Annotated in this window: 18 protein-coding genes and 1 pseudogene; 14 read left to right on the top strand and 5 right to left on the bottom strand. The window is 69.2% G+C overall.

All coding sequences use genetic code 11. From position 1 onward, the window contains the following. Positions 1–20 precede the first annotated feature (20 nt). Positions 21–1280: an OprD family porin gene (locus L3N39_RS12705; RefSeq protein WP_237257698.1), complete on the bottom strand. Its 1260-nt coding sequence runs from the start codon at positions 1278–1280 to the stop codon at positions 21–23. A gap of 683 nt (positions 1281–1963) precedes the next feature. Here L3N39_RS12705 and L3N39_RS19025 point away from each other — a divergent pair. From L3N39_RS19025 to L3N39_RS12730, 6 genes and pseudogenes are all read left to right on the top strand, one after another. Next, positions 1964–2947 (top strand): annotated as a pseudogene (locus tag L3N39_RS19025) (nitrate- and nitrite sensing domain-containing protein); the annotation flags it as partial. Next, positions 2942–3808 carry a methyl-accepting chemotaxis protein gene (locus L3N39_RS19030; RefSeq protein ID WP_431978027.1) on the top strand — a complete coding sequence of 289 codons (867 nt, stop codon included), beginning with the start codon at positions 2942–2944 and terminating at the stop codon, positions 3806–3808. The pseudogene L3N39_RS19025 and the gene L3N39_RS19030, both read left to right, overlap by 6 nt. Positions 3809–3910: 102 nt before the next feature. Continuing rightward, the gene (locus L3N39_RS12715; protein ID WP_237257699.1) at positions 3911–4555 is read left to right on the top strand and encodes a hypothetical protein; all 645 of its coding nucleotides are present in this window, start codon (positions 3911–3913) and stop codon (positions 4553–4555) included. A 127-nt stretch (positions 4556–4682) separates the two neighbouring features. Continuing rightward, on the top strand, positions 4683–6122 hold the full coding sequence (locus L3N39_RS12720) for a cytochrome ubiquinol oxidase subunit I (RefSeq protein WP_237257700.1): 1440 nt from the start codon (positions 4683–4685) through the stop codon (positions 6120–6122). A 2-nt stretch (positions 6123–6124) separates the two neighbouring features. Further along, positions 6125–7132, top strand: coding sequence for a cytochrome d ubiquinol oxidase subunit II (gene cydB, locus L3N39_RS12725; RefSeq protein WP_237257701.1), 1008 nt, complete (start codon positions 6125–6127; stop codon positions 7130–7132). A gap of 12 nt (positions 7133–7144) precedes the next feature. Further along, positions 7145–7291, top strand: a complete 147-nt coding sequence (locus L3N39_RS12730) for a DUF2474 domain-containing protein (RefSeq protein ID WP_237257702.1) — start codon at positions 7145–7147, stop codon at positions 7289–7291. A 245-nt stretch (positions 7292–7536) separates the two neighbouring features. Here the strand turns inward: L3N39_RS12730 and L3N39_RS12735 are convergent, their stop codons facing one another. Together L3N39_RS12735 and L3N39_RS12740 are read right to left on the bottom strand one after the other, a co-directional pair. Next, complete coding sequence (locus L3N39_RS12735; RefSeq protein WP_237257703.1) at positions 7537–8574, bottom strand: AraC family transcriptional regulator; 1038 nt, start codon at positions 8572–8574, stop codon at positions 7537–7539. Further along, positions 8571–9578: a carbon-nitrogen hydrolase family protein gene (locus L3N39_RS12740; protein WP_237257704.1), complete on the bottom strand. Its 1008-nt coding sequence runs from the start codon at positions 9576–9578 to the stop codon at positions 8571–8573. The genes L3N39_RS12735 and L3N39_RS12740 overlap by 4 nt, the downstream gene beginning before the upstream one ends. A gap of 183 nt (positions 9579–9761) precedes the next feature. On the opposite strand from L3N39_RS12740, the gene L3N39_RS12745 reads away from it, so the two are divergent. The 3 genes from L3N39_RS12745 (at position 9762) to L3N39_RS12755 (ending at position 14320) form a co-directional block, all read left to right on the top strand. Further along, complete coding sequence (locus L3N39_RS12745; RefSeq protein WP_237257705.1) at positions 9762–11792, top strand: NADPH-dependent 2,4-dienoyl-CoA reductase; 2031 nt, start codon at positions 9762–9764, stop codon at positions 11790–11792. Between the two features lie 237 nt (positions 11793–12029). Next, positions 12030–13382 carry a coiled-coil domain-containing protein gene (locus L3N39_RS12750; RefSeq protein ID WP_237257706.1) on the top strand — a complete coding sequence of 451 codons (1353 nt, stop codon included), beginning with the start codon at positions 12030–12032 and terminating at the stop codon, positions 13380–13382. Continuing rightward, positions 13382–14320, top strand: coding sequence for a 1-aminocyclopropane-1-carboxylate deaminase/D-cysteine desulfhydrase (locus L3N39_RS12755; RefSeq protein WP_237257707.1), 939 nt, complete (start codon positions 13382–13384; stop codon positions 14318–14320). The genes L3N39_RS12750 and L3N39_RS12755 overlap by 1 nt, the downstream gene beginning before the upstream one ends. Here the strand turns inward: L3N39_RS12755 and chrA are convergent, their stop codons facing one another. Continuing rightward, a complete protein-coding gene (gene chrA, locus L3N39_RS12760; protein ID WP_237257708.1) occupies positions 14321–15529 on the bottom strand; it encodes a chromate efflux transporter in 1209 nt (402 codons plus the stop codon). Positions 15530–15603: 74 nt separating this feature from the next. Then, complete coding sequence (locus L3N39_RS12765; RefSeq protein ID WP_237257709.1) at positions 15604–16530, bottom strand: DUF1853 family protein; 927 nt, start codon at positions 16528–16530, stop codon at positions 15604–15606. Between the two features lie 185 nt (positions 16531–16715). Here L3N39_RS12765 and L3N39_RS12770 point away from each other — a divergent pair, with 185 nt between their 5' ends. From L3N39_RS12770 to L3N39_RS12790, 5 genes are all read left to right on the top strand, one after another. Beyond that, a complete protein-coding gene (locus L3N39_RS12770; RefSeq protein ID WP_237257710.1) occupies positions 16716–17603 on the top strand; it encodes an NAD(+) kinase in 888 nt (295 codons plus the stop codon). A gap of 18 nt (positions 17604–17621) precedes the next feature. Next, positions 17622–18581, top strand: coding sequence for a metallophosphoesterase (locus L3N39_RS12775; protein WP_237257711.1), 960 nt, complete (start codon positions 17622–17624; stop codon positions 18579–18581). A gap of 10 nt (positions 18582–18591) precedes the next feature. Beyond that, a complete protein-coding gene (locus L3N39_RS12780) occupies positions 18592–19443 on the top strand; it encodes a rhomboid family intramembrane serine protease (protein ID WP_431978025.1) in 852 nt (283 codons plus the stop codon). A gap of 93 nt (positions 19444–19536) precedes the next feature. Continuing rightward, positions 19537–19815: a YeaC family protein gene (locus L3N39_RS12785; RefSeq protein WP_237257713.1), complete on the top strand. Its 279-nt coding sequence runs from the start codon at positions 19537–19539 to the stop codon at positions 19813–19815. Then, a complete protein-coding gene (locus tag L3N39_RS12790; protein ID WP_237257714.1) occupies positions 19815–20648 on the top strand; it encodes a DUF2797 domain-containing protein in 834 nt (277 codons plus the stop codon). Before L3N39_RS12785 ends, L3N39_RS12790 begins: the two co-directional genes overlap by 1 nt. Positions 20649–20736 lie beyond the last annotated feature (88 nt).

Genomic DNA, 20736 nt, shown 5'->3' on the forward strand with positions numbered 1-20736 from the left:
ACGAGGAACGGTGCGCGCGCTTACAGGATGGACAGCGGGTAGTTGATGATCAGGCGGTTCTCGTCGAACTCGGTGCTGCTGTAGTCGCGGCGGATGCTGGAGTTGCGCCACTTGATGTTGAGGCTCTTCAGCGGGCCGCTCTGCACGGTGTAGGCCAGCTCGCTCTCGCGGCCCCATTCCTTGCCGTCGTCGCGCGCGCCGACCTCGATGTTGTCGCCGCTGATGTAGCGGTTCATCAGGGTCAGGCCGGGGATGCCGACCGCGACGAAGTTGTAGTCGTGGCGCAGCTGCCAGGAACGTTCGTTGCGGTTGTCGTAGGCCGAGTTGAAGGAGTCGTTGGCCAGGGTGCCGCCGCTGGTGCCGTTGACGCGCATCCAGCCGCTGTCGCCGCTGACCTTCTGCAGGCCGACGTAGAAGGTGTTGCCGCCGACCTGCAGGCCGAACAGGCCGGAGTAGGTCTTGTTGTCCAGGTCGCCGGCCAGCGCGCTGCCTTCTTCCTTGCCGGTGAAGTAGCCGAGGTTGGCGGTCAGTGCCAGGCCTTCGCCCAGCGGCTGGGTATGCAGCAGCTGGAAGTAGTTCTGCTGGTAGATGTCCTCCAGCCGTGCGTGCCAGGCGCCGACCTTGGTCTTGGCGCCGAGCTCGTATTCGCCACCGACGAAGTTGAAGCGGTCGGAGCCGGCGCCGCCATAGAACATGTCTTCCATGCTGGCGTCGTCGCGCGTGCTGTTCTGGCGGAACTGGCCGCCGAGCAGGGTCAGCTTGTCGATCTCCTTGGAGGTGAGCATGCCGCCCTGGAAGGTCTGCGGCAGGGAGCGGCCGTCGTCCGCGCGCAGGATGGGCAGTACCGGCATCATCTCGCCGACCTTCAGCTCGGTGGCCGAGACCTTCATCTTGGCGGCGACGGCCAGGCGGCCGAAGTCGTCCGCCGGATGCCGGTCACCGGCTGCGTCGTGCACCGGCAGCAGGTTGGTGCCGTAGGTGCCGCCGCCGCCGTCGAGCTTGACTGCGAGCAGGCCCAGGGCATCGACGCCGAAACCGATCGGCCCCGGCGTGTAGCCGGACTGCAGGTTGAGGATGAAGCTCTGGGTCCATTCCTCGGCCTTGCCCTGCGGGTAGTCGCTGTCGACGAAATTGCGGTTGATGTAGAAGTTGCGCAGGTTCAGCGAGGCGGAGGCGCCGTCGATGAAACCTTCGGCGGCCTGGCTGGCTGCCGGCAGGCCGAGGGCGAGCGCGGCGCTGGCGGCCATCACGGCCGTGGCAAGGGCGTTGCGTGGGATCATTGTTGTTGTTCTCCCTGGAGGTGTTGTGGCCGCCAACGCACGGGTGGCGGCAGCGATGCGGGCAAGCCCGCGGTCGTATGTGGAGGTCTTCAGTTGTCATACGACATGGCGAATTATGCCGAGCAAGCCAGGCTTGTCAATCTCGTCTTTCAAGCTGTTATGCCTGAAGTGCCCGTGGATTGGGCATGCAAGATATTAATTTTCGATGCAAGAGCGGCTCTTGCGATGTGTTGTCGTAGGATGACCTCGAGCATTTCGGCCATGCAGGGGTTAAGCCCGCAGGCCACTCGGTATTTTCTCAGCCGCTTCTCACCGTGGCGTACCGCTGGCGACAGCGCTACGGCGGCGGGTGCTGGGCAATGCTGGGACGGTTGTCTGATCTCGGCTGCTACTTTCTGTCGCAGTGGCGCATTTGCCCTTCAAAAAACGCGCGCCGCTGTCGATATGCCCAGACAACTGGGCAGGCGAATGCCCCGTGCCGGCGGTGTGATCCGCCGACTACCGATCACGATGTGTCCCCGGTCCTGCTTGGTGCCCGGGGTCGTTGGAACGAGGTGTGCAACGTGCTGCTCAGAAACATTCCCCTGCGCTTCAAGCTGGCGCTGATCCTCCTGCCGCCGCTGGTTGGCTTTCTCTGGCTGGCCGGGCTGTTCGTCAGCGACCACTACCAGACCCTGCGCGCCATGCAGGGCACCGTGGTGGCCAGCGAGACGGCGCACAAGGTCAGCCAGCTGATCACCCGCCTGCAGCGCGAACGCGGTGCCAGCGGCCTGTTCCTGGGCAGTGCCGGCAGCGTGATGAAGAACCGCCTGCCGCTGCTGCGCCGCGATACCGACGAGGCCTTCGCTGTGTTGCGCCAGTTGGCCGGGCAGGGCAATGGCCAGGTGGGCAAGGCGCTGGTGGCTGCGGACGGCTTGCAGGCGCTCCGTGGCCAGGTCGACGGGCTGGCGATCGACGGCCGCGAGTCCGGGGCGCGCTTCACCGAGGTCATCCAGGCGCTGATCGGCTTCACCTACGAGCTGGAGCTGGGCGTGGTCGACGTCGAGCTGTCCGAGGTGCTCGGCGCGCTGAACCAGTTCATCGAGATGAAGGAGCGGGCCGGCCGCGAGCGGGCGCTGCTCGGCGTGGCCTTCAACCAGGACCGCCTCGATGCCGCGCTGCTGTCGAATTTCACCCGCAACCTCGGCGAGTTCTCCGCCTACCAGGACACCTTCCGCCGGCTCGCTGACGAGGCCTTCGTCCGCGAGCTGGATGCGGCGTTGCAGCAGCCCGGCTCGCAGGAGGTCGCGCGCCTGCAGCGCAAGGCGTTAGAGGTCGCGCTCGGCGAGCCGCTGGGCGTCAAGCCGGACGCCTGGTTCGAGCTGGCGACCCAGCGCATCGACCTGCTCAGCCAGGTCGAGGAGGGCCTGGGGCAGAGCGTCGGCGAGCTGGCGGTTGCCGCCTACGAGCGGGCACGGGCCGCGCTTTGGACCGCGATCGTGCTGGTGCTGGCGGCCCTCGCCGTGGCCTCGCTGCTGTCGTACCTGATCATTCGCAACATCAACCAGGCGGTGGAGGAGGTGAACCACACGCTGCTGGCGCTGGCCGGGCGCAACCTCACCGCCCGCGCCAGCTACCAGGGCCAGGACGAGTTCGGCCTGATCTCCGGCAACCTCAACGCTATGGCCGGCGAGCTGACGCAGATCGTGCAGGAGATCGGCAGCGCCACCGGGCAGCTGGCCACTGCCGCCGAGGAATGCTCGGCGGTGACCACCCAGACCAGCCAGAGCGTGGAACGCCAGCGCGAAGGCACCGAGCAGGTGGTGACCGCGATCAGCCAGATGAGCGCCACGGTGCGCGAGGTCGCGCGCAGCACCAGCGACGCCGCCGAGCTGTCGCAGCAGGTCAACCTCAGCACCGTGCAGGGCAAGGACGAAATCGAGCGCACCATCGCGCTGATCCGCCAGCTGTCCGGCCAGGCCGAGCAGACCGCCGGCATCATCGGCGACCTCAAGGGCGAGACCGATTCGATCTCCCGCGTGCTCGACGTGATCCGCGACATCGCCGAGCAGACCAACCTCCTGGCGCTGAACGCGGCCATCGAGGCGGCGCGGGCCGGCGACCACGGGCGCGGTTTCGCCGTGGTGGCGTCCGAGGTGCGGGTGCTGGCGCAGAAGACCCAGGAGTCCACCGGCGATATCCAGCAGATGATCGCCAAGCTGCAGGCCGGCTCCGAGCGGGCCGCGCGCTCCATGCAGGAAACCCTCGGCACGGTGCAGGCCGGCGCCGAGAACGTCGGGCGTGCCGGCGAGTTGCTGGCGCAGATCGCCGACGGGGTGGCCGGCATCAGCGACCGCAACATGCAGATCGCCTCGGCCACCGAGGAGCAGAGCCTGGTCGCCGAGGACATCAACCGCAACGTGCTGGAGATCAGCGACGTGGCGATCCAGGTCAGCGCCGGTGCCGAGCAGACGGCGATGACCAGCCTGGAGCTGGCGCGCCTGGCCGAGCAACAGCAGCAGCTGGTCGGTCGCTTCCGCGTCGCCTGACGCCTGATCGCCTGGCGCCGGCGCCGGGTCGCCGGCCGCCGGCCGTTGGGCACGACCCCGGACGGGCGCTGTCACAGCGACAGGTCGTCCGTCGAGGTCCGCATGATCGAGTGGGTCATCCAGAACCAGCCACTGATCACCCTGGTCATTTCCGCCAGCACGCTGCTGGTGTGGGTGTTCTACGCGCAGTTGCTGCTGCGCAACTTCCAGCGCCAGCGCAAGCCGAGCCTGATCATCAACCGCGGCGCGGGGCAGGGCCTGGGTGCGCTCTGCCTGGTGTCGAACATGAGCGCCGAGCCGATGTTCATCAACCAGCTGGTGGTCTGCGTCGAGAGTTCCGAGGGGCCGCTGGAGGTGGATGTCACCGATATCCGCCAGAGCGTCGGCGACGATGCGACGCCCGAGCTGGCGGTGCACATGACCACGCACCAGGGGCCGCTGCGCAGTGGCGACTGCATCCATGTCGGCACCTTCCGCGGCATGCTGCGGCGGGTGGCCGAGCGACATGGCATCGAGCTGGACGGCGACCGGCCGCTCGGCGACATCCTTTTCCACGGTCTGGAGGTGCGTGCCGTGGCCTTCTACGGCCCGGAGCGGCACCCGCTGGGCGTGGTGCGCCGCTTCCGCCTGCTCGACCTGGCCAGCCCCGAGTGCCGGCTGCTGCCCGAAAGCCCCTACACCCGCCAGCTGAGCTCGCGTCGCGAACGCCGCCAGGTGCGCCGCTGGCTGTCGAAGTCGATCGAGTAGCCGGCCGCGCCGTCATGCCGCGCGGCGATTGGCGGCCCGGCACTGCACCCTCGCGGCTGCGCGCTGTCACTTGTCGTGGAATGCACATCGACCGCAGGGTGCGAGCCGCTGACGAGGAGTCGTTTTCATGTTCGGTTTGGAAGCTCTGGAGCTTGCGCGAATCCAGTTCGCCTTCACGATTTCGTTTCACATCATCTTTCCGGCGATCACCATCGGGCTGGCCAGCTACCTGGCGGTGCTCGAAGGGCTCTGGCTGAAGACCCGACGCGAGGTCTACCGCGACCTGTACCACTTCTGGCTGAAGATCTTCGCGGTCAACTTCGGCATGGGCGTGGTCTCGGGCATCGTCATGGCCTACCAGTTCGGCACCAACTGGAGCGCCTACTCGGAGTTCGCCGGCAGCGTCACCGGGCCGCTGCTGACCTACGAGGTGCTCACCGCGTTCTTCCTCGAGGCGGGCTTCCTCGGCGTCATGCTGTTCGGCTGGAACCGCGTGGGGCCGGGGCTGCACTTCTTCGCCACGCTGATGGTGGCGCTGGGCACGCTGATCTCGACGTTCTGGATCCTCGCCTCCAACAGCTGGATGCATACGCCCCAGGGCCACGAGATCATCGATGGCGTGGTGGTGCCGGTGGACTGGCTGGCGATCATCTTCAACCCCTCGTTCCCCTATCGCCTGGCGCACATGGCGGTTGCCGCGTTCCTCGCCACGGCCTTCTTCGTCGGCGCCTCGGCGGCCTGGCACCTGCTGCGCGGCAACGACCACCCGGGCATCCGCAAGATGCTCTCGATGGCGATGTGGATGGCCCTGCTGGTGGCGCCGGTGCAGGCGGTGATCGGCGACTTCCACGGGCTGAACACGCTGGAGCACCAGCCGGCGAAGATCGCCGCCATCGAGGGGCACTGGGACAACTCGTCGGGCGAGCCGACGCCGCTGCTGCTGTTCGGCTGGCCGGACATGGAAGCCGAGCAGACCCGCTACAAGCTCGAGATTCCCTACCTGGGCAGCCTGATCCTCAAGCACAGCCTGAGTGAGCCGATCCCGGCGCTGAAGGACTTCCCGCCCGAAGACCGGCCCAATTCGACCATCGTGTTCTGGTCGTTCCGTCTCATGGTCGGGCTCGGCCTGCTGATGATCGCCACCGGCCTCTGGAGCCTGCTGCTGCGCCGCGGCGACCGGCTCTATCAGTCGCGACCGTTCCTGCGCCTGGCCCTGCTGATGGGGCCGTCCGGGCTGCTGGCGATCCTCGCCGGCTGGTTCACCACCGAGGTCGGCCGCCAGCCCTGGGTGGTGTATGGCGTGATGCGCACCGCCGATGCCGTCTCCGATCATGGCGCGGGGCAACTCGGCCTGACCCTGGCGATGTTCGTGCTGGTGTACTTCGCGGTGTTCGGCGTCGGCATGCTCTATGTGCTGCGCCTGGTGGCCAAGGGGCCGGTGCCCTTCGAGGGACGGCAGACCGGCGCCGGCGGCTACGGCCAGCCGCGCACGCCGCTGCGGCCGATCTCGGCGGCCGACGAGAACCTCGAACACGAGCACGGCGACCATCTGGGCGAGAGGAACTGAGCATGGGCATCGATCTTTCACTGATCTGGGCCGTCATCATCATCTTCGGGATCATGATGTACGTGGTCATGGACGGCTTCGACCTGGGCATCGGCATCCTCTATCCGTTCGTTGGCGACAGCGCCGACCGCGACGTGATGATGAACACCGTGGCGCCGGTCTGGGACGGCAACGAGACCTGGCTGGTGCTCGGCGGGGCGGGGCTGTTCGCCGCCTTTCCGCTGGCCTACTCGGTGGTGCTGTCGGCGCTCTACCTGCCGATCATCTTCATGCTCATGGGGCTGATCTTCCGCGGCGTCGCCTTCGAGTTCCGCTTCAAGGCCAGCAAGCGCCGCCAGCATATCTGGGACAAGGCCTTTATCGGCGGCTCGCTGGCGGCGACCTTCTTCCAGGGCGTGGTGCTCGGCGCCTTCATCAACGGCCTGCCGGTCGAGGGCCGTGCCTACGCCGGCGGCGCCATGGACTGGCTGACGCCGTTCTCGCTGTTCTGCGGCCTGGCGCTGGTGGTGGGCTACGCGCTGCTGGGCAGCACCTGGCTGATGATGCGCACCGGCGGCGACCTGCAGAAGCGCATGCACGACCTGGGCGTGCCGCTGGTCTGGGCGACCCTGCTGATGATCGCCATCGTCAGCCTGTGGACGCCGCTGGCGCACCCGGACATCGCCGAGCGCTGGTTCAGCCTGCCGAACCTGTTCTGGTTCATGCCGGTGCCGATCCTGGTGGTGCTCTGCACCCTCGGCCTGCTGCGGGCGATCAAGCGCTACGCCAACTACCAGCCGTTCCTGCTGACCCTGGCACTGATCTTCCTCGGCTACAGCGGCCTGGGTATCAGCCTGTGGCCGAACATCATCCCGCACCAGGTGGACATCTGGGAGGCCGCCGCGCCGCCGCAGAGCCAGGGCTTCGCGCTGGTCGGCGCGCTGCTGATCCTGCCGATGATCCTGATGTACTCGGCCTGGAGCTACTGGGTATTCCGCGGCAAGGTCAGCGCCGAGGACGGCTATCACTGAGCAGGAGGAGCCATGTTCGATCGCGACCCCGAACCGCAGCGCCCGCTCTGGCAGCGCATGGCCTGGCTGGTGCTGATCTGGTCGGCCAGCGTGCTGGCGCTGGCGGTCGTTGCCTGGCTGCTGCGCCAGGCCATGACCGCCGCCGGGCTGACCGCCTGACTGCTGCACCAGGCGCAGGCGCGGCGGCCGCGCGCTGCACCGATGGGCGGCATGATCCTCGTCATTTGTCGGTAAGACGGCCCGAATAAGCTGGCACGAACCTTGGAGACAAGACTGCCAGCCCCGGTGCGGCACCCGACAAGAACGAGGACAAGACGATGGACGATTACCAGGACGAACTACTCGAATGGCGCGCGGCCGAGCAGGATGACCCCGATTCGGCCGAGGATGCCGTCGAGCTCTGACTAGCCCGCGCGCCGCTGCGCGCGGCGGTAGTCACCCGGCGTCTGCCCGCTCCAGCGGCGAAAGGCCCGCTGGAAGGCTTCGGCCGAGGAAAAGCCGAGCAGCCAGGCGATCTCGCCGAAGGCCGAATCGGTATCGCGGATATACGCCATCGCCAGGTCGCGGCGCGTCTCGTTGAGGATCGCGCGGTAGCTGGTGCCTTCTTCCTCCAGCTTGCGCCGCAGCGTCCAGCCCGGCATCTGCAGGCGCGCGGCGATCTGCGCCAGCGTCGGCTCCTGGCCCTTGAGCAGCGGGCCGAGCAACCGGGTCACCCGTTCCCGGACGCTGCGGGTGCGGGTCAGGCGTTCGAGTTCCGCTTCGCACAGCTGCACCAGGTGCCGCCAGGTGCCGGGGCAATGTTCCGGGTTGCGCAGCGCCAGCGTCGCGCGGTCCAGGTGCAGCGCATTGCCCGTGGCGGTGAAGCTGACCGCGCGGCCCAGCAGCGCCTCGTAGCGCGCGGCATAGCCGGGATCGTCGAACTCGATGCACACCGTCGTCGGCACCAGCGCCTGGCCCGCGAGGCGGCGCAGCACGACCAGCCAGCCGGCCAGCACGGTGTCGACCACGAAGCGGTTGTAGGCGTTGTACGGGCTGATCGAATAGAAGCGCAGCCAGGCGCCCCCGGCGTCTTCCGCGAAGCTCGAGCTGCCGCGGTAGTTGGCGGCATACAGCGGCTCGAAGCGGATCAGCGCGCGGGCCGCCTCGCGCACGTTGGGCGCCTGCATCGCGGTGATGCCGGCCAGCCCCAGTTGCGCCGGCTTGCGCAGGCGCGCCATGTCCAGCCCGAGGGCCGGATCGCCGGCCAGCTGCATCGCGGCATGGCCCAGGCGCATGTAGCGCGGGATCGACAGCCGGCCGAGCGGCTCGGCGAGGCGTTCGGCATCCAGTCCGTAGGCGTCGAGCAGCGGCTGCGGGTCGATCGCCCGTTCGCCCAGCGCGTCCGCCAGGCTGTGCACGAAGCCCACCGACAGGTCGCCCAGGCGCACCGGACGGCGCTTCATTGCGGCGCCGGCAGCCACAGGTTGCTGATCCGTACCGGTTGGCTGTGCGACTGGCTGGCCGCCCGGCGCGGCGAGCCGAGCAGGTTCCAGGGCATGCCCAGGGTGCGCACCGCGACGTGCGGCAGCGCCGGCTCGGGCGCCACGCCGCAGCTGGCCAGCGCATCCTCCGGCGCGCCGGGGATCGCCAGCAGCGCCGCGCCGGCCGGTGGCGCCTGGCGGTAGGCGTCGCAGCCCAGCTGCACGGCGAGCGGCCCGGCGGCGGTGTCGAGCAGGCTCGTACGGGGTTCGTCCGGTGCCGCGCTGTAGCGTTTCTCGTAGCGGCCCAGGGCGTGCTTGTACTGCAATGCGCCGAGCGGCCGGCCCTGCGGGTCGAAGGTCAGGCTGACCTGGCGCAGCGGGCCGTCGCCGCTGCGTAGCCGGCCGTCGTCCAGGCGCGGCTCGGGCAGGACGATGGAGCCGGCCACCAGGGTCACGCTGAATTCGCGGGCCAGTTCGCCGAAGATCGCCTGGTAGTCCGCCGCCATGCGCTCGGCCTTGAGCAGCAGCACCGCCTCGGTGCGCCGGTCGTCGCGCCGGTGGCCGTCGAGCAGCGCGCGCAGGTAGTCCCATGGATTGCTCAGGGCCATCCACTGCATGGCATCGCGCAGGGTGCGCGCTTGCTGCACCTCGGGCTTCTCGCCGAGCGCGAACAGCCCGGTACCGACGTGCTCGGGCAGCACGACCACGGTGCTGGCCGTCAGCAGGCCGGCCTCGCGCGCCTGCTCGAGGTAGGTGGCGAACTTCAGCTTCAGGCGCTGGCGGCTCTGGTAGTCGGCCGGTTGCAGGCGGGTCTCGATGCCGATCAGGTTGCCCGCGCCGGCAGGTGTGCCGCGGCTTTCGATCGGCAGGGTGCGCAGGTCGGACAGCAGCGGGCCGCTGCGGCGGTCGCCGGACCAGTCGAGGTAGATCACCAGGGCCGCGATGGCCACCGGCACCAGCAGGAGGAACTTCAGTCGGGCAAGCATCGGCGTTGCAATGAGGTCGGAGCGAGAGGCAAGCCTAGGCAAAGCCTCGGACGATGCCAAGCGCTTTGCGCGTCAGGGTCATAAAGTTGTCAGTTTCGATCATTGAGCGGGCCGGCCTGCGTGGTTATCGTCCGGCCATACCGATCGCGTCCCACGAGGCGCGCCTAGCCATGAGGACTGACCATGACCGCCTTCCCGAACCTGCTGGCCCCGCTCGATCTGGGCTTCACCACGCTGCGCAACCGCACCCTGATGGGCTCCATGCACACCGGGCTGGAGGAGATGCCCAACGGTTTCGAGCGCATGGCGGCGTTCTTCGCCGAGCGCGCACGCGGCGGCGTGGGGCTGATCGTCACCGGCGGCGTCGGGCCGAACGAGGAGGGCTCGGTGCGCGCCGGCGCGGCCAAGCTGTCGACGCCCGAGGAAGCCGAGGAGCACAAGGTGGTCACCCAGGCGGTGCACGAGGCGGGCGGCAAGATCTGCCTGCAGATCCTGCATGCCGGGCGCTATGCCTACAGCCCGAAGCTGGTCGCGCCGAGTGCGATCCAGGCGCCGATCAACCCGTTCACCCCGCGCGAGCTGGACGAGGCGGGCATCCAGAAGCAGATCGACGACTTCGTCAACTGCGCCTCGCTGGCCCAGCGCGCCGGCTATGACGGCGTCGAGATCATGGGTTCGGAGGGCTACTTCATCAACCAGTTCCTGGTCGCCCACACCAACCACCGCGACGACCGCTGGGGCGGCAGCTACGAGAACCGCATGCGCCTGCCGGTGGAGATCGTGCGCCGCGTGCGCGAGGCAGTGGGCGCGCAGTTCATCATCATCTATCGCCTGTCGATGCTCGACCTGATCGAGGGCGGCAGCACCTGGGACGAGGTGGTGGCCCTCGCACAGGCCATCGAGCAGGCCGGGGCGACGCTGATCAACACCGGCATCGGCTGGCACGAGGCACGCATCCCGACCATCGCCACCAAGGTGCCGCGCGCGGCCTTCACCAAGGTCACCGCCAAGCTGCGCGGCGCGGTGGGCATCCCGCTGATCACCACCAACCGCATCAACACCCCGGAGGTGGCCGAGCAGGTGCTCGCCGAGGGCGATGCGGACATGGTGTCGATGGCCCGGCCCTTCCTCGCCGACCCGGAGTTCGTCAACAAGGCCGCGGCCGATCGCAGCGACACGATCAACACCTGCATCGCCTGCAACCAGGCCTGCCTGGACCACACCTTCAGCGGCAAGCTCACCAGCTGCCTGGTCAACCCGCGCGCCTGCCACGAGACCGAGCTGAACTACATCCCGACCACCCAGGTCAAGCGCATCGCGGTGGTCGGCGCCGGGCCGGCGGGCCTCGCGGCAGCGACCGTGGCGGCCGAGCGCGGCCACGAGGTTACGCTGTTCGACGCCGCCGGCGAGGTCGGCGGGCAGTTCAACGTGGCCAAGCGCATCCCCGGCAAGGAAGAGTTCCACGAGACGCTGCGCTACTTCCGCAAGCGCATCGAGGAGACCGGCGTGAAGCTGCGGCTGAACACGCGGGTCGCTGCCGGCGAGCTGCTTGCCGAGGGTTTCGACGAGATCATCCTAGCCACCGGCATCGTGCCGCGGGTGCCGGAGATCCCCGGGATCGCGCACCCGAAGGTGATCGGCTACCTGGACGCGCTGCTCGAGCGCAAGCCGGTCGGCCCGCGGGTGGCGGTGATCGGTGCCGGTGGGATCGGCTTCGACGTCTCGGAATTCATCACCTACGACGGCCACTCCACCAGCCTCGACCGCGAGGCGTTCTGGAAGGAGTGGGGCATTGACCTGGGCCTCGAGGCGCGCGGCGGCATCGCCGGCATCCAGCCTGCACCGCATGCCGCCACGCGGCAGGTCTACCTGTTGCAGCGCAAGCGCTCCAAGGTGGGCAGTGGCCTGGGCAAGACCACCGGCTGGATCCATCGCACCGGGCTGAAGAACAAGCAGGTGCAGATGATCAGCGCGGTCGAGTACCTGAAGGTCGACGACGACGGGCTGCACATCCGCATCGCCGATGGCGAGCCGCAGCTGCTGCCGGTCGACACGGTGATCCTCTGTGCCGGCCAGGAGTCGCTGCGCGAGCTGCAGGCGGCCCTGCTCGAAGGCGGCGCCCGGGTGCACCTGATCGGCGGCGCCGATGTCGCCGCCGAACTCGATGCCAAGCGCGCGATCGACCAGGGCTGCCGCCTGGCCGCCCAGTTGTGATCCGCCAGCCCCGCTGCGGCGGGGCGTTTTCCCGCTGCGCGCCGCTTTAGCCAAGCCCATCGCATTTCCCGAGACCGTTCGGCCGCGCGCGTTGGCGCGAGCCGGGGCGCTGCCAACCGAATCACATTGCCCGCTTCGGCTTTTCTCCTAAACTTGGCGCTTCCAACCGCAGCCGCCGGTCTTCCGGCGCGCCGTCAACGAGAATGCCGCTCCGTCGGGCGGACGAGGATGCCGAGCATGCAGAACAAACCGCAGATGGTCGAAGCAGTGGTGTTCTTCAACGACCGCGGCATCTGCAAGGAGATGCTGTTCCCCGAGTTCGAGGCCGTGCTCGACGGGGTGGTGAACCTGCAGGAGTTCGCCGACCGGCAGATGCGCGCCGTCTTCCTGCTGATCACCCCGCGCCTGCTGATCCGTGCCGCGGTGTTCTTCTGCATCGATTTCCACGAGGACGGCGCGGCCGACCGGGGCTGGAACATCCCGCTGCGCCAGCTGGCCGATCGTACCGGTCGCGGCCCGGACCTGGGCGCCGGGCCGATCCGCCTGGCCTGCCGCAGCCAGTGCCCGGTGTCCTGGCAGCAGATGCACCTGTGGGACCCGCGCCTAAAGGATGCCGACAACGAACTCACCCAGCTGCGTGACCGCATCGCGCGCAACCAGCTGGGCCTGCTGATCGAAGAGGAAGTGGTGCCGCCGGTGGCCACCGAGCGCCTGCAGATGGTCGCCGAGGACGCCTGGTACGCCGGGCGCCAGGCGCGCCCGGCCGAAGCCACGCTGGCCGACCAGGAGCAGCGGCAGAAGGCCGCGCTGCTGATCAAGCAGCAGCGCCAGCGCATCGCCAACCTGGAGCGCCAGCGCGAGGAGGAGGGCGCCCGCCTGCGCGAAGCGGCCAGCGCACAGCAGGAACAGCTCCACGAGCAGCTCAGGGAACTGCAGCGCAAGCTGCAGGAGCAGCAAGCGCTGAACGCCAGCCTGCATGCGCAACTGGCCGCCGAGGTCGAGCACTTCCAGAAGGCCCGCGACGAGATGGGCGCCCAGCTGCGGGCGCTGGAGCTGAACGGGCAGCAGGAGGCCAGCGCCCTGCGCGAGCATTCCGAGCGCGAGACCGAGTCACGCGTCGCTGCCGCGGTGGCCGAACTCAAGGAGCAGGTCGCCATCCGCGACGTGGAGCTGGCCTATCGCAACGAACTCGATGCCCAGCTGGAGGAGGAGATCGCCCGCCTGACCCGCGAGCGCGACGAGCTGGCCGCGCAGGCCGAGGGCATGCTGCTGGTCGAGAAGCTGGCCCAGCAGGGCGTTGCCTTTACCGCCTACCACCCCGGCATCGGCCACCTGACCCTGTCGCTGCAAGACATCCAGCGCTATCACGAGAACCCGACGGCCTTCGTCGCGGCGCGCTGCAACGTGCCGGAAGAGCAGTACCGCCAATGGCTGCAGCACTACCAGCAGCCCGCTTGCGTGGCGGCCCTGTCCAGTGGCGAGCGCTGCGCCATCCCGCTGGACAAGATCGACTCGCCGAGCCGATTCGTCATCGGCGTCTCCAACTGCTGCGCGCGTCACAAGGTGGCCGAGCAACGCACCGGTAGCTGATGCCCGACTCCCTGCTCCGTCAGCTCGCGGCGGCCGCGCCGCTGCAGCCGCTCTCGTTCGACTGGCTGGCCGGCACTGGCGTCGAGCTTGCCGCGTGGCGCCTGGACCTGATCGACCCGCAGCTGTCCGGCAACAAGTGGTTCAAGCTGGTCCACCATCTCGAAACCGCGCGCAGCGCCGGGGCGCTCGGCCTGCTCAGCCTGGGCGGCCCACATTCCAACCACCTGCATGCGCTGGCCGCCGCCGGGCGCCGGTTCGGCCTGCGCACGGTCGGCCTGCTGCGCGGCGAGCCGCAGGACACCCCGACCGTGCGCGACTTGCTCGAGCAGGGCATGACCCTGCACTGGCTGGGCTACGGCGGCTATCGCGCCCGCCATCAAGCCGGCTTCTGGGCGCCCTGGCAGGCACGCTATCCGGATCACCTGTGCATTCCCGAGGGCGGCGGCGGACTGCCCGGCGCGCTCGGCTGCGCGATGCTGGCGCGCACGCTTGGCGCGCGCGTCGGCGAGCTGGGCTGGGACGACTACCACGGTTGCTGGCTGGCCGTCGGCAGCGGCACGACCCTGGCCGGGCTGGTGATCGGCGAGGCGGGTCGACACCCGGTCTACGGTGCGCTGGCCGGCCCCGGCGAGCACGGCGTGGCATGCGAGGTCGCACGACTGCTGGAGGAGGCCGGGCAGGCGGATGCCGGTTACCGGCTGGTCGAGGCGTGTCGCCAGGGCTTCGGGCGCTTCGACGCGCAGCTGGCCGGCTTCATGCGCGAGGCAGAACGGCAGGGCGGCGTGCCCCTCGAGCCGGTCTACACGGCCAAGGCGCTGCTGGCGCTGCGTGAATGGATCGCCGCCGGGCGCTTCGCCGCGGGCAGCCGGCTGGTGTTCCTGCATACCGGCGGCCTGCAGGGGCTGCGTGCCGCCGCCGGCGCACTCGCGGCGTTCTAGCTAGCTGCCGAGGGGTACCAGCAGCGCGCCGAAGCCGGCCCCGGCCAGGACCACCAGCCACGGCGGCAGTCGCCAGCGCATCAGCGCCAGCAGCGCGACGCCCGCGGCGAGCAGGTCCAGCGGGCCACCGACGGCGCTCTTGAATACCGGGTCGTAGAGCGCGGCCAGCAGCAGGCCGACCACGCTGCAGTTGACCCCGGCCAGGGCGCCGCTCGCCGAACGATTGCTGCGCAGCCGGGCCCAGAACGGCAGTGCCGCGTAGACCAGCAGGAACGACGGCAGGAAGATCGCGACCAGGGCGACGGCGGCGCCGCGCCAGCCGCTGGGTTCGATATCCAGCGAGGCGCCAAGGAACGCGGCGAAGGTGAACAGCGGGCCGGGCACCGCCTGGGCGGCGCCGTAGCCGGCCAGGAAGCGGTCGGCATCGAGCCAGCCGCTGCCCACCACCTCGGCCTCGAGCAGCGGCAGCACCACGTGGCCGCCGCCGAACACCAGCGCGCCGGCCCGGTAGAAACCGTCGACCACGCGCAGCACGTCTGTCTCGGAACCCGCGGCCAGCAATGGCAGGACGATCAGCAGGCCGGCGAACAGGGCCAGGCAGGCGAGCGCGGTGCCCGTGCCGATATGGCCTGGCAGCGGTGCCGGCGCGGTGACGCTGCCCGGGCGAAACAGCAGCAAGCCGAGCACGGCGCCGGCGGCGATCACCAGCACCTGATTCCAGACACCGGGCAGTAGCAGGATCAGCGCGGCGCTGGCCAGGGCGATGGCGAGCCTCGGCAGGCTGGTGCACAGGCTGCGGCCCATGCCCCAGACGGCCTGGGCAACCACCGCGAGGGCGATCACCTTCATGCCGTGCACCAGGCCTTGGGGCAGGGCGCCAGGCCAGGCGGCGAGACCGATCGCCAGCAGCGCCAGCAGCAAAGCCGAGGGCAGGGTGAAGCCCAGCCAGGCGGCCAGCGAGCCGCGATAGCCACCGCGCAACAGGCCGATGGCCAGGCCGACCTGGCTGCTGGCCGGGCCGGGAAGGAACTGGCACAACGCGACGAGATCGGCGTAGGCGCGCTCGTCGAGCCAGCCCCGGCGCTCGACGAACTCCTGGCGGAAGAAGCCGAGGTGGGCGATCGGTCCGCCGAACGAGGTCAGGCCCAGGCGCAGGAAGATCAGGAAGACTGCCCAAGGAGTGGCTGCTGGCGCGAGCCGCGTCGACATTTCGCTGCACCTCGGGATGGGAAAAGGACGGGGCAGGTTAGTCCGTGTCGATGACAGGATAAAGACGCTGCCCTTCAGCCGGGCCAGCCATCGGCGACGAGAAACAGCCGCTCCTGCTCGACCCAGGCGTCGCCGGCCGCCGGGGCCAGCCGCACCATCAGCTGCGCCGGGCTGTCATGCTCGCGCTCGGCCAGCCAGGCGTCGAGGCGTTGCGCTCTCCACAGCTGGTCGCCGGCCAGTCGTGCCGAGGCGAGCCAGCTGGCCCGCGGCAGCGGTTGCCAGAGGGCATCCGGTGCGCTGGCCTGCAGCGCCGCCCAGGCCTGCCGCGGCAGCCAGCGGCCGGTTGGATGCGCCGGGTTGGCCCCGGCCGGGCCGCTGCAGCCCGCCGGCCACGGGTGGAACAGGTAGCCACCGAGCCAGTAGCGGCTCTGCACCGGTTCGGCGGTGATTTCCGCCAGCAGCTCGCGCGCATCCGCCGCGCCGCCCAGCGGTAACTGGTGCGCATGCAGATGCTCGAGCTTGAGATCCAGGCGGTCGCGGCTGTCGGGGCCGAGCCAGCGCTGGTGGGCGCGGCTGTCGCCCGCCAGGCCGAGATAGAACTTCACCGCCAGTTCCAGGTGAAAGACACCCTCGGCATCGCGCAGCAGCAGGTCGAGCTCGCCCAGGGTGTGCCCGGCGCGACGCACCGGCAGGTTGGCCGCCAGCAGCTCGACGTCCGGCGCATGGTGCAGGGCGAACTGCCAGAGCCGCTCGTAGTAGAGGCCCAGGCGGCGAATGCTGTGCCGCGCGAGCCAGTCCTCGAGCGCGGCCGGCTGGGCGTCGAGCTGGCGCAGCCAGTCGGCCAGCAAGGCCGGCGTCGCCATCCAGCAACTGGCCGTCAGCGGATGACGCTGCGCCAAAGCCTCGCCCAGCAGCGGCTGGGATAGCAGGGCCCAGGCCAGATCGCGAACCTGTGGGTGGGTCAGCTCGGCATGGATTTCGTCGAGGCAGAGGGACGTCATGCCAGCAGCATAGCTGCCCCGGGTGTTTGCTGCCGCTCCGGCGTTTCCCCATAATCCCGGGAACCTTGCGGAAATCTGCCGCGCCTGGCGCGTCTAACTTCGCAGCTACCAGCGAGCATCGCCCGGCCCGGCGATCTGCGCATCGACAAGGCCCTGGCCCACCGCCACGCATACAGGGAACCGCAATGGAGCAATTCCGCAACATCGGCATCATCGGCCGCCTGGGCAGCTCCCAGGTCCTGGACACCATCCGCCGGCTGAAGCGGTTCCTGGTCGAGCGCCACCTGCACGTCATCCTCGAGGAAAACATCGCCGAAGTGCTGCCCGGCCACGGCATGCAGACGTCCTCGCGCCAGCGCCTGGGCGAGGCCTGCGACCTGGTCATCGTGGTCGGCGGCGATGGCAGCCTGCTCGGCGCGGCCCGCGCCATGGCCAAGCACCGGGTGCCGGTGCTGGGGATCAACCGCGGCAGCCTGGGCTTTCTCACCGACATCCGCCCGGACGAGCTGGAAGAGAAGGTCAGCGAAGTGCTCAACGGCCAGTACACGCTGGAGAACCGCTTCCTGCTCGAGGCCCACGCGCGGCGCAACGAGGAGCCGATCGGCGCCGGCGACGCGCTGAACGACGTGGTGCTGCACCCGGGCAAGTCGACGCGGATGATCGAGTTCGAGCTGTACATCGACGGCCAGTTCGTCTGTTCGCAGAAGGCCGACGGCCTGATCGTCGCCACCCCGACCGGCTCGACTGCCTATGCGCTGTCGGCCGGCGGCCCGATCATGCATCCGCGCCTGGACGCCATCGTCATCGTGCCGATGTACCCGCACACGCTGTCGAGCCGGCCGATCGTGGTCGACGGCAACAGCGAGCTGAAGATCGTGGTGTCGCCGAACATGCAGATCTACCCGCAGGTCTCCTGCGACGGGCAGAACCACTTCACCTGTGCGCCGGGCGACATCGTCACGGTGCGCAAGAAGCCGCACAAGCTGCACCTGATCCACCCGCTGGATCACAACTACTACGAGGTCTGCCGCACCAAGCTCGGCTGGGGCAGTCGCCTCGGCAGCGGGGATTGATCGCCATGGGCCGCCATCATGCGCATTGACCCCGAGCGAAGTTACGACCTGATCGGCGACGTGCATGGCTGCGCCCATGCCTTGGCGCGCCTGCTCGAAGGGCTCGGCTACCAGCGCCAGGGCGGTGTCTGGCGGCATCGCCGGCGGCAGGCGATCTTCCTTGGCGACATCATCGACCGCGGCCCGCACATCCGCGAGGCGCTGCACCTGGTGCGCGAGATGGTCGAGCAGGGGCAGGCGCTGTGCATCATGGGCAACCACGAGTTCAGCGCGCTGGGCTGGTACATGCCCGCGCCGCCGGGCAGCGGCCGGCAGTTCGTGCGCGAGCATTCGCCGCGCTACGCCATGCTGCTGGGCGAGACGTTCCGCCAGTTCGAGCACCGCCAGGAAGAATGGCGCGATTTCCGCGAATGGTTCTACCAGCTGCCGCTGTTCCTCGAGAACGAGCGTTGCCGGGTGGTACATGCCTGCTGGGACGGCGAGGTCATCGACCAGCTGCGCCCGCGGCTGACGCAGGGGCGCATCGACCCCGAGCTGCTGCGCGAGGCGGGGCTGGAGAACGGCTTCGTCGGCAAGGCCATCGACCGCCTGCTGCGCGGCACCAGCATGCCGTTGCCCGACGGCCTGACGCTGACCAGCGAGGAAGGCTTCGTGCGCAGCTTCTTCCGCACCAAGTTCTGGGAAGAGAACCCGCGCACCTACGCCGACGTGGTGTTCCAGCCCGACCCGCTGCCCGCCGAGGCCTCGCGCCGGCTGCTCAGCGAGCAGCAGAAGAGCCGCCTGTTTCTCTACGGCCCGGACGAACCGCTGCTGTTCATCGGCCATTACTGGATGCGCGGCCGGCCCGGCGCGCTTCGCCACAACCTGGCCTGCCTGGACTACAGCGCGGTGAAGAACGGCAAGCTGGTGGCCTACCGGCTGGACCGCGAGGAGCGGCTCGACCCGGCGAAATTCGCCTGGGTGGATGTGGAACGCTAGGAGAAGCCGTTTGCCAGTCGAAGCCTTGCGCCTGCCGTTGTCGCAGGACCTCAGCGGATTCCTCGCCCTGTTGCGTCGCCTCGGCGTGCCCTGCCGCGTCTCCGAGGAGGGCGACCAGCAGGTGCTGCGGGTGCCGGCCGAACTGGCCGAGCAGGTGCGCGAACTCTACGCCCGCCAGCCGCAGGGCGAGACGGCGCCGGTGCCCGAGCGGCCCGCGGCGCGCGGCGGATTCCTTCGCGCGCTGCGGGCCAGCCCGCTGACCAGCGCGGTGCTGCTGCTGACGCTGGTCGTCGCGGCGCTGACCCAGCTGGGCGGGAACTTCGCCATCATCCGCTGGCTGAACTTCGTCGACTTCCGCATCGAGGGCGACTACGCCTACTTCGCCACGCTCGGGCAGACGCTCGACGCCGGCCAGTGGTGGCGCCTGCTGACGCCCATGCTGGTGCACTTCGGCATCCTCCACCTGGCGATGAACGGCATGTGGTACTGGGAGCTGGGGCGGCGCATCGAGTCGCGCCAGGGCGCCATGATGCTGCTGGGGCTGACCCTGCTGTTCGGCCTGGTCTCCAACTTCGCCCAGTACCTGTTCGGCGGGCCGGGGATCTTCGGCGGGCTGTCCGGCGTGCTCTACGGGCTGCTCGGCCATTGCTGGCTGTTCCACAAGCTGGCGCCGACCCCGGCCTACCGCCTGCCGCCCGGCGTGGTGGTGCTGATGCTGGTGTGGCTGCTGGTCTGCCTGAGCGGGCTGGTCGAGGTGCTCAGCTTCGGCGCCCTGGCGATCGCCAACGCGGCCCACGTCGGCGGGCTGGTCGCCGGCTGCATAAGCGGCATTCTCGGCGGGTGGCTGGCACGCAGGAGATAGCCGCCGGCCGGGTGCCTTGCCCGCCGCCGAAGGCTTGAGGCCCGCGGCGGCTTATTCCGCTAGAATGGCCGCTCGTTTCCCCGGGAGTCGGCCATGTCGTCCTTTATCGAAGCCATCGAAAACATCACCCCTGAAATCTACGAGAACCTCAAGCTGGCCGTCGAACTCGGCAAATGGGGCGACGGGCGCAAGCTCACCCAGGAGCAGAAGGAAACCTGCCTGGCGGCGATGATCGCCTGGGAGCTGAAGAACCTGCCCGAAGAAGAGCGCACCGGCTTCATGGGTGGCCAGGAATGCGGCTCCAAGAGCAAGAAGGCCGAGGCCCCGGTCGACACCAGCCTGTTTGCCCCCGCCTCGGGGACGCGCCACTGATGCAGGAACTCGGACGCGGCGCCCTCGACAAGATGGCCGTCGAACTGGGCGCCACGGCCCAGTACCACTTTCGCCTGGGCGACAGCCGGGTGCCGGTCAATCCGTTGATCGGCAAGCCGGTGCGGCTCGAGTACCTCGGTGCGATCCACTGCACGCACTGCGGACGCAAGACCAACAAGAGCTTCAGCCAGGGCTACTGCTACCCCTGCTTCAAGAAGCTGCCGCAGTGCGACACCTGCATCGTCAGCCCGGAAAAGTGCCACCACGAACTGGGCACCTGCCGCGATCCTGACTGGGGCACGCAGTTCTGCATGACCGACCACGTGGTCTACCTGGCCAACTCGTCGGGCATCAAGGTCGGCATCACCCGCGCGACCCAGCTGCCGACCCGCTGGCTCGACCAGGGCGCCAGCCAGGCGCTGCCGATCCTGCGGGTCGCCACGCGGCAGCAGTCCGGGCTGGTCGAGGATCTGCTGCGCAGCCAGGTCGCCGATCGCACCAACTGGCGCGCGCTGCTCAAGGGCGACGCCGAGCCGCTGGACCTGCCCGGCATGCGCGAGCGCATCTTCGAGGCCTGCGCCGAGGGCCTGGACTACCTGCAGCAGCGCTTCGGCCTGCAGGCGATCCAGCCGCTGCCGGATGCCGAGGTGGTGGAGATTCGCTACCCGGTCGAGGCCTATCCGACCAAGGTGGTCAGCCTGGATCTGGACAAGACGCCGGTGGTGGAGGGCACGCTCAGAGGCATCAAGGGTCAATACCTGATCCTCGACACCGGCGTGATCAACATCCGCAAGTTCACCGCCTACCAGGTGGCCGCCAGCAGCGTGGCGTAGGGTGGAAAACGCGCGAAGCGCTTTTCCACCACGGCCTGACGCCGGCTGCCAGGCCCAGGCCGCTGCCAGCGCCGGGCCCAAGCCAGGC

Origin of the sequence: Pseudomonas oligotrophica (genome assembly GCF_021726475.1) — a bacterium.
Lineage (GTDB): Bacteria > Pseudomonadota > Gammaproteobacteria > Pseudomonadales > Pseudomonadaceae > Stutzerimonas > Stutzerimonas oligotrophica.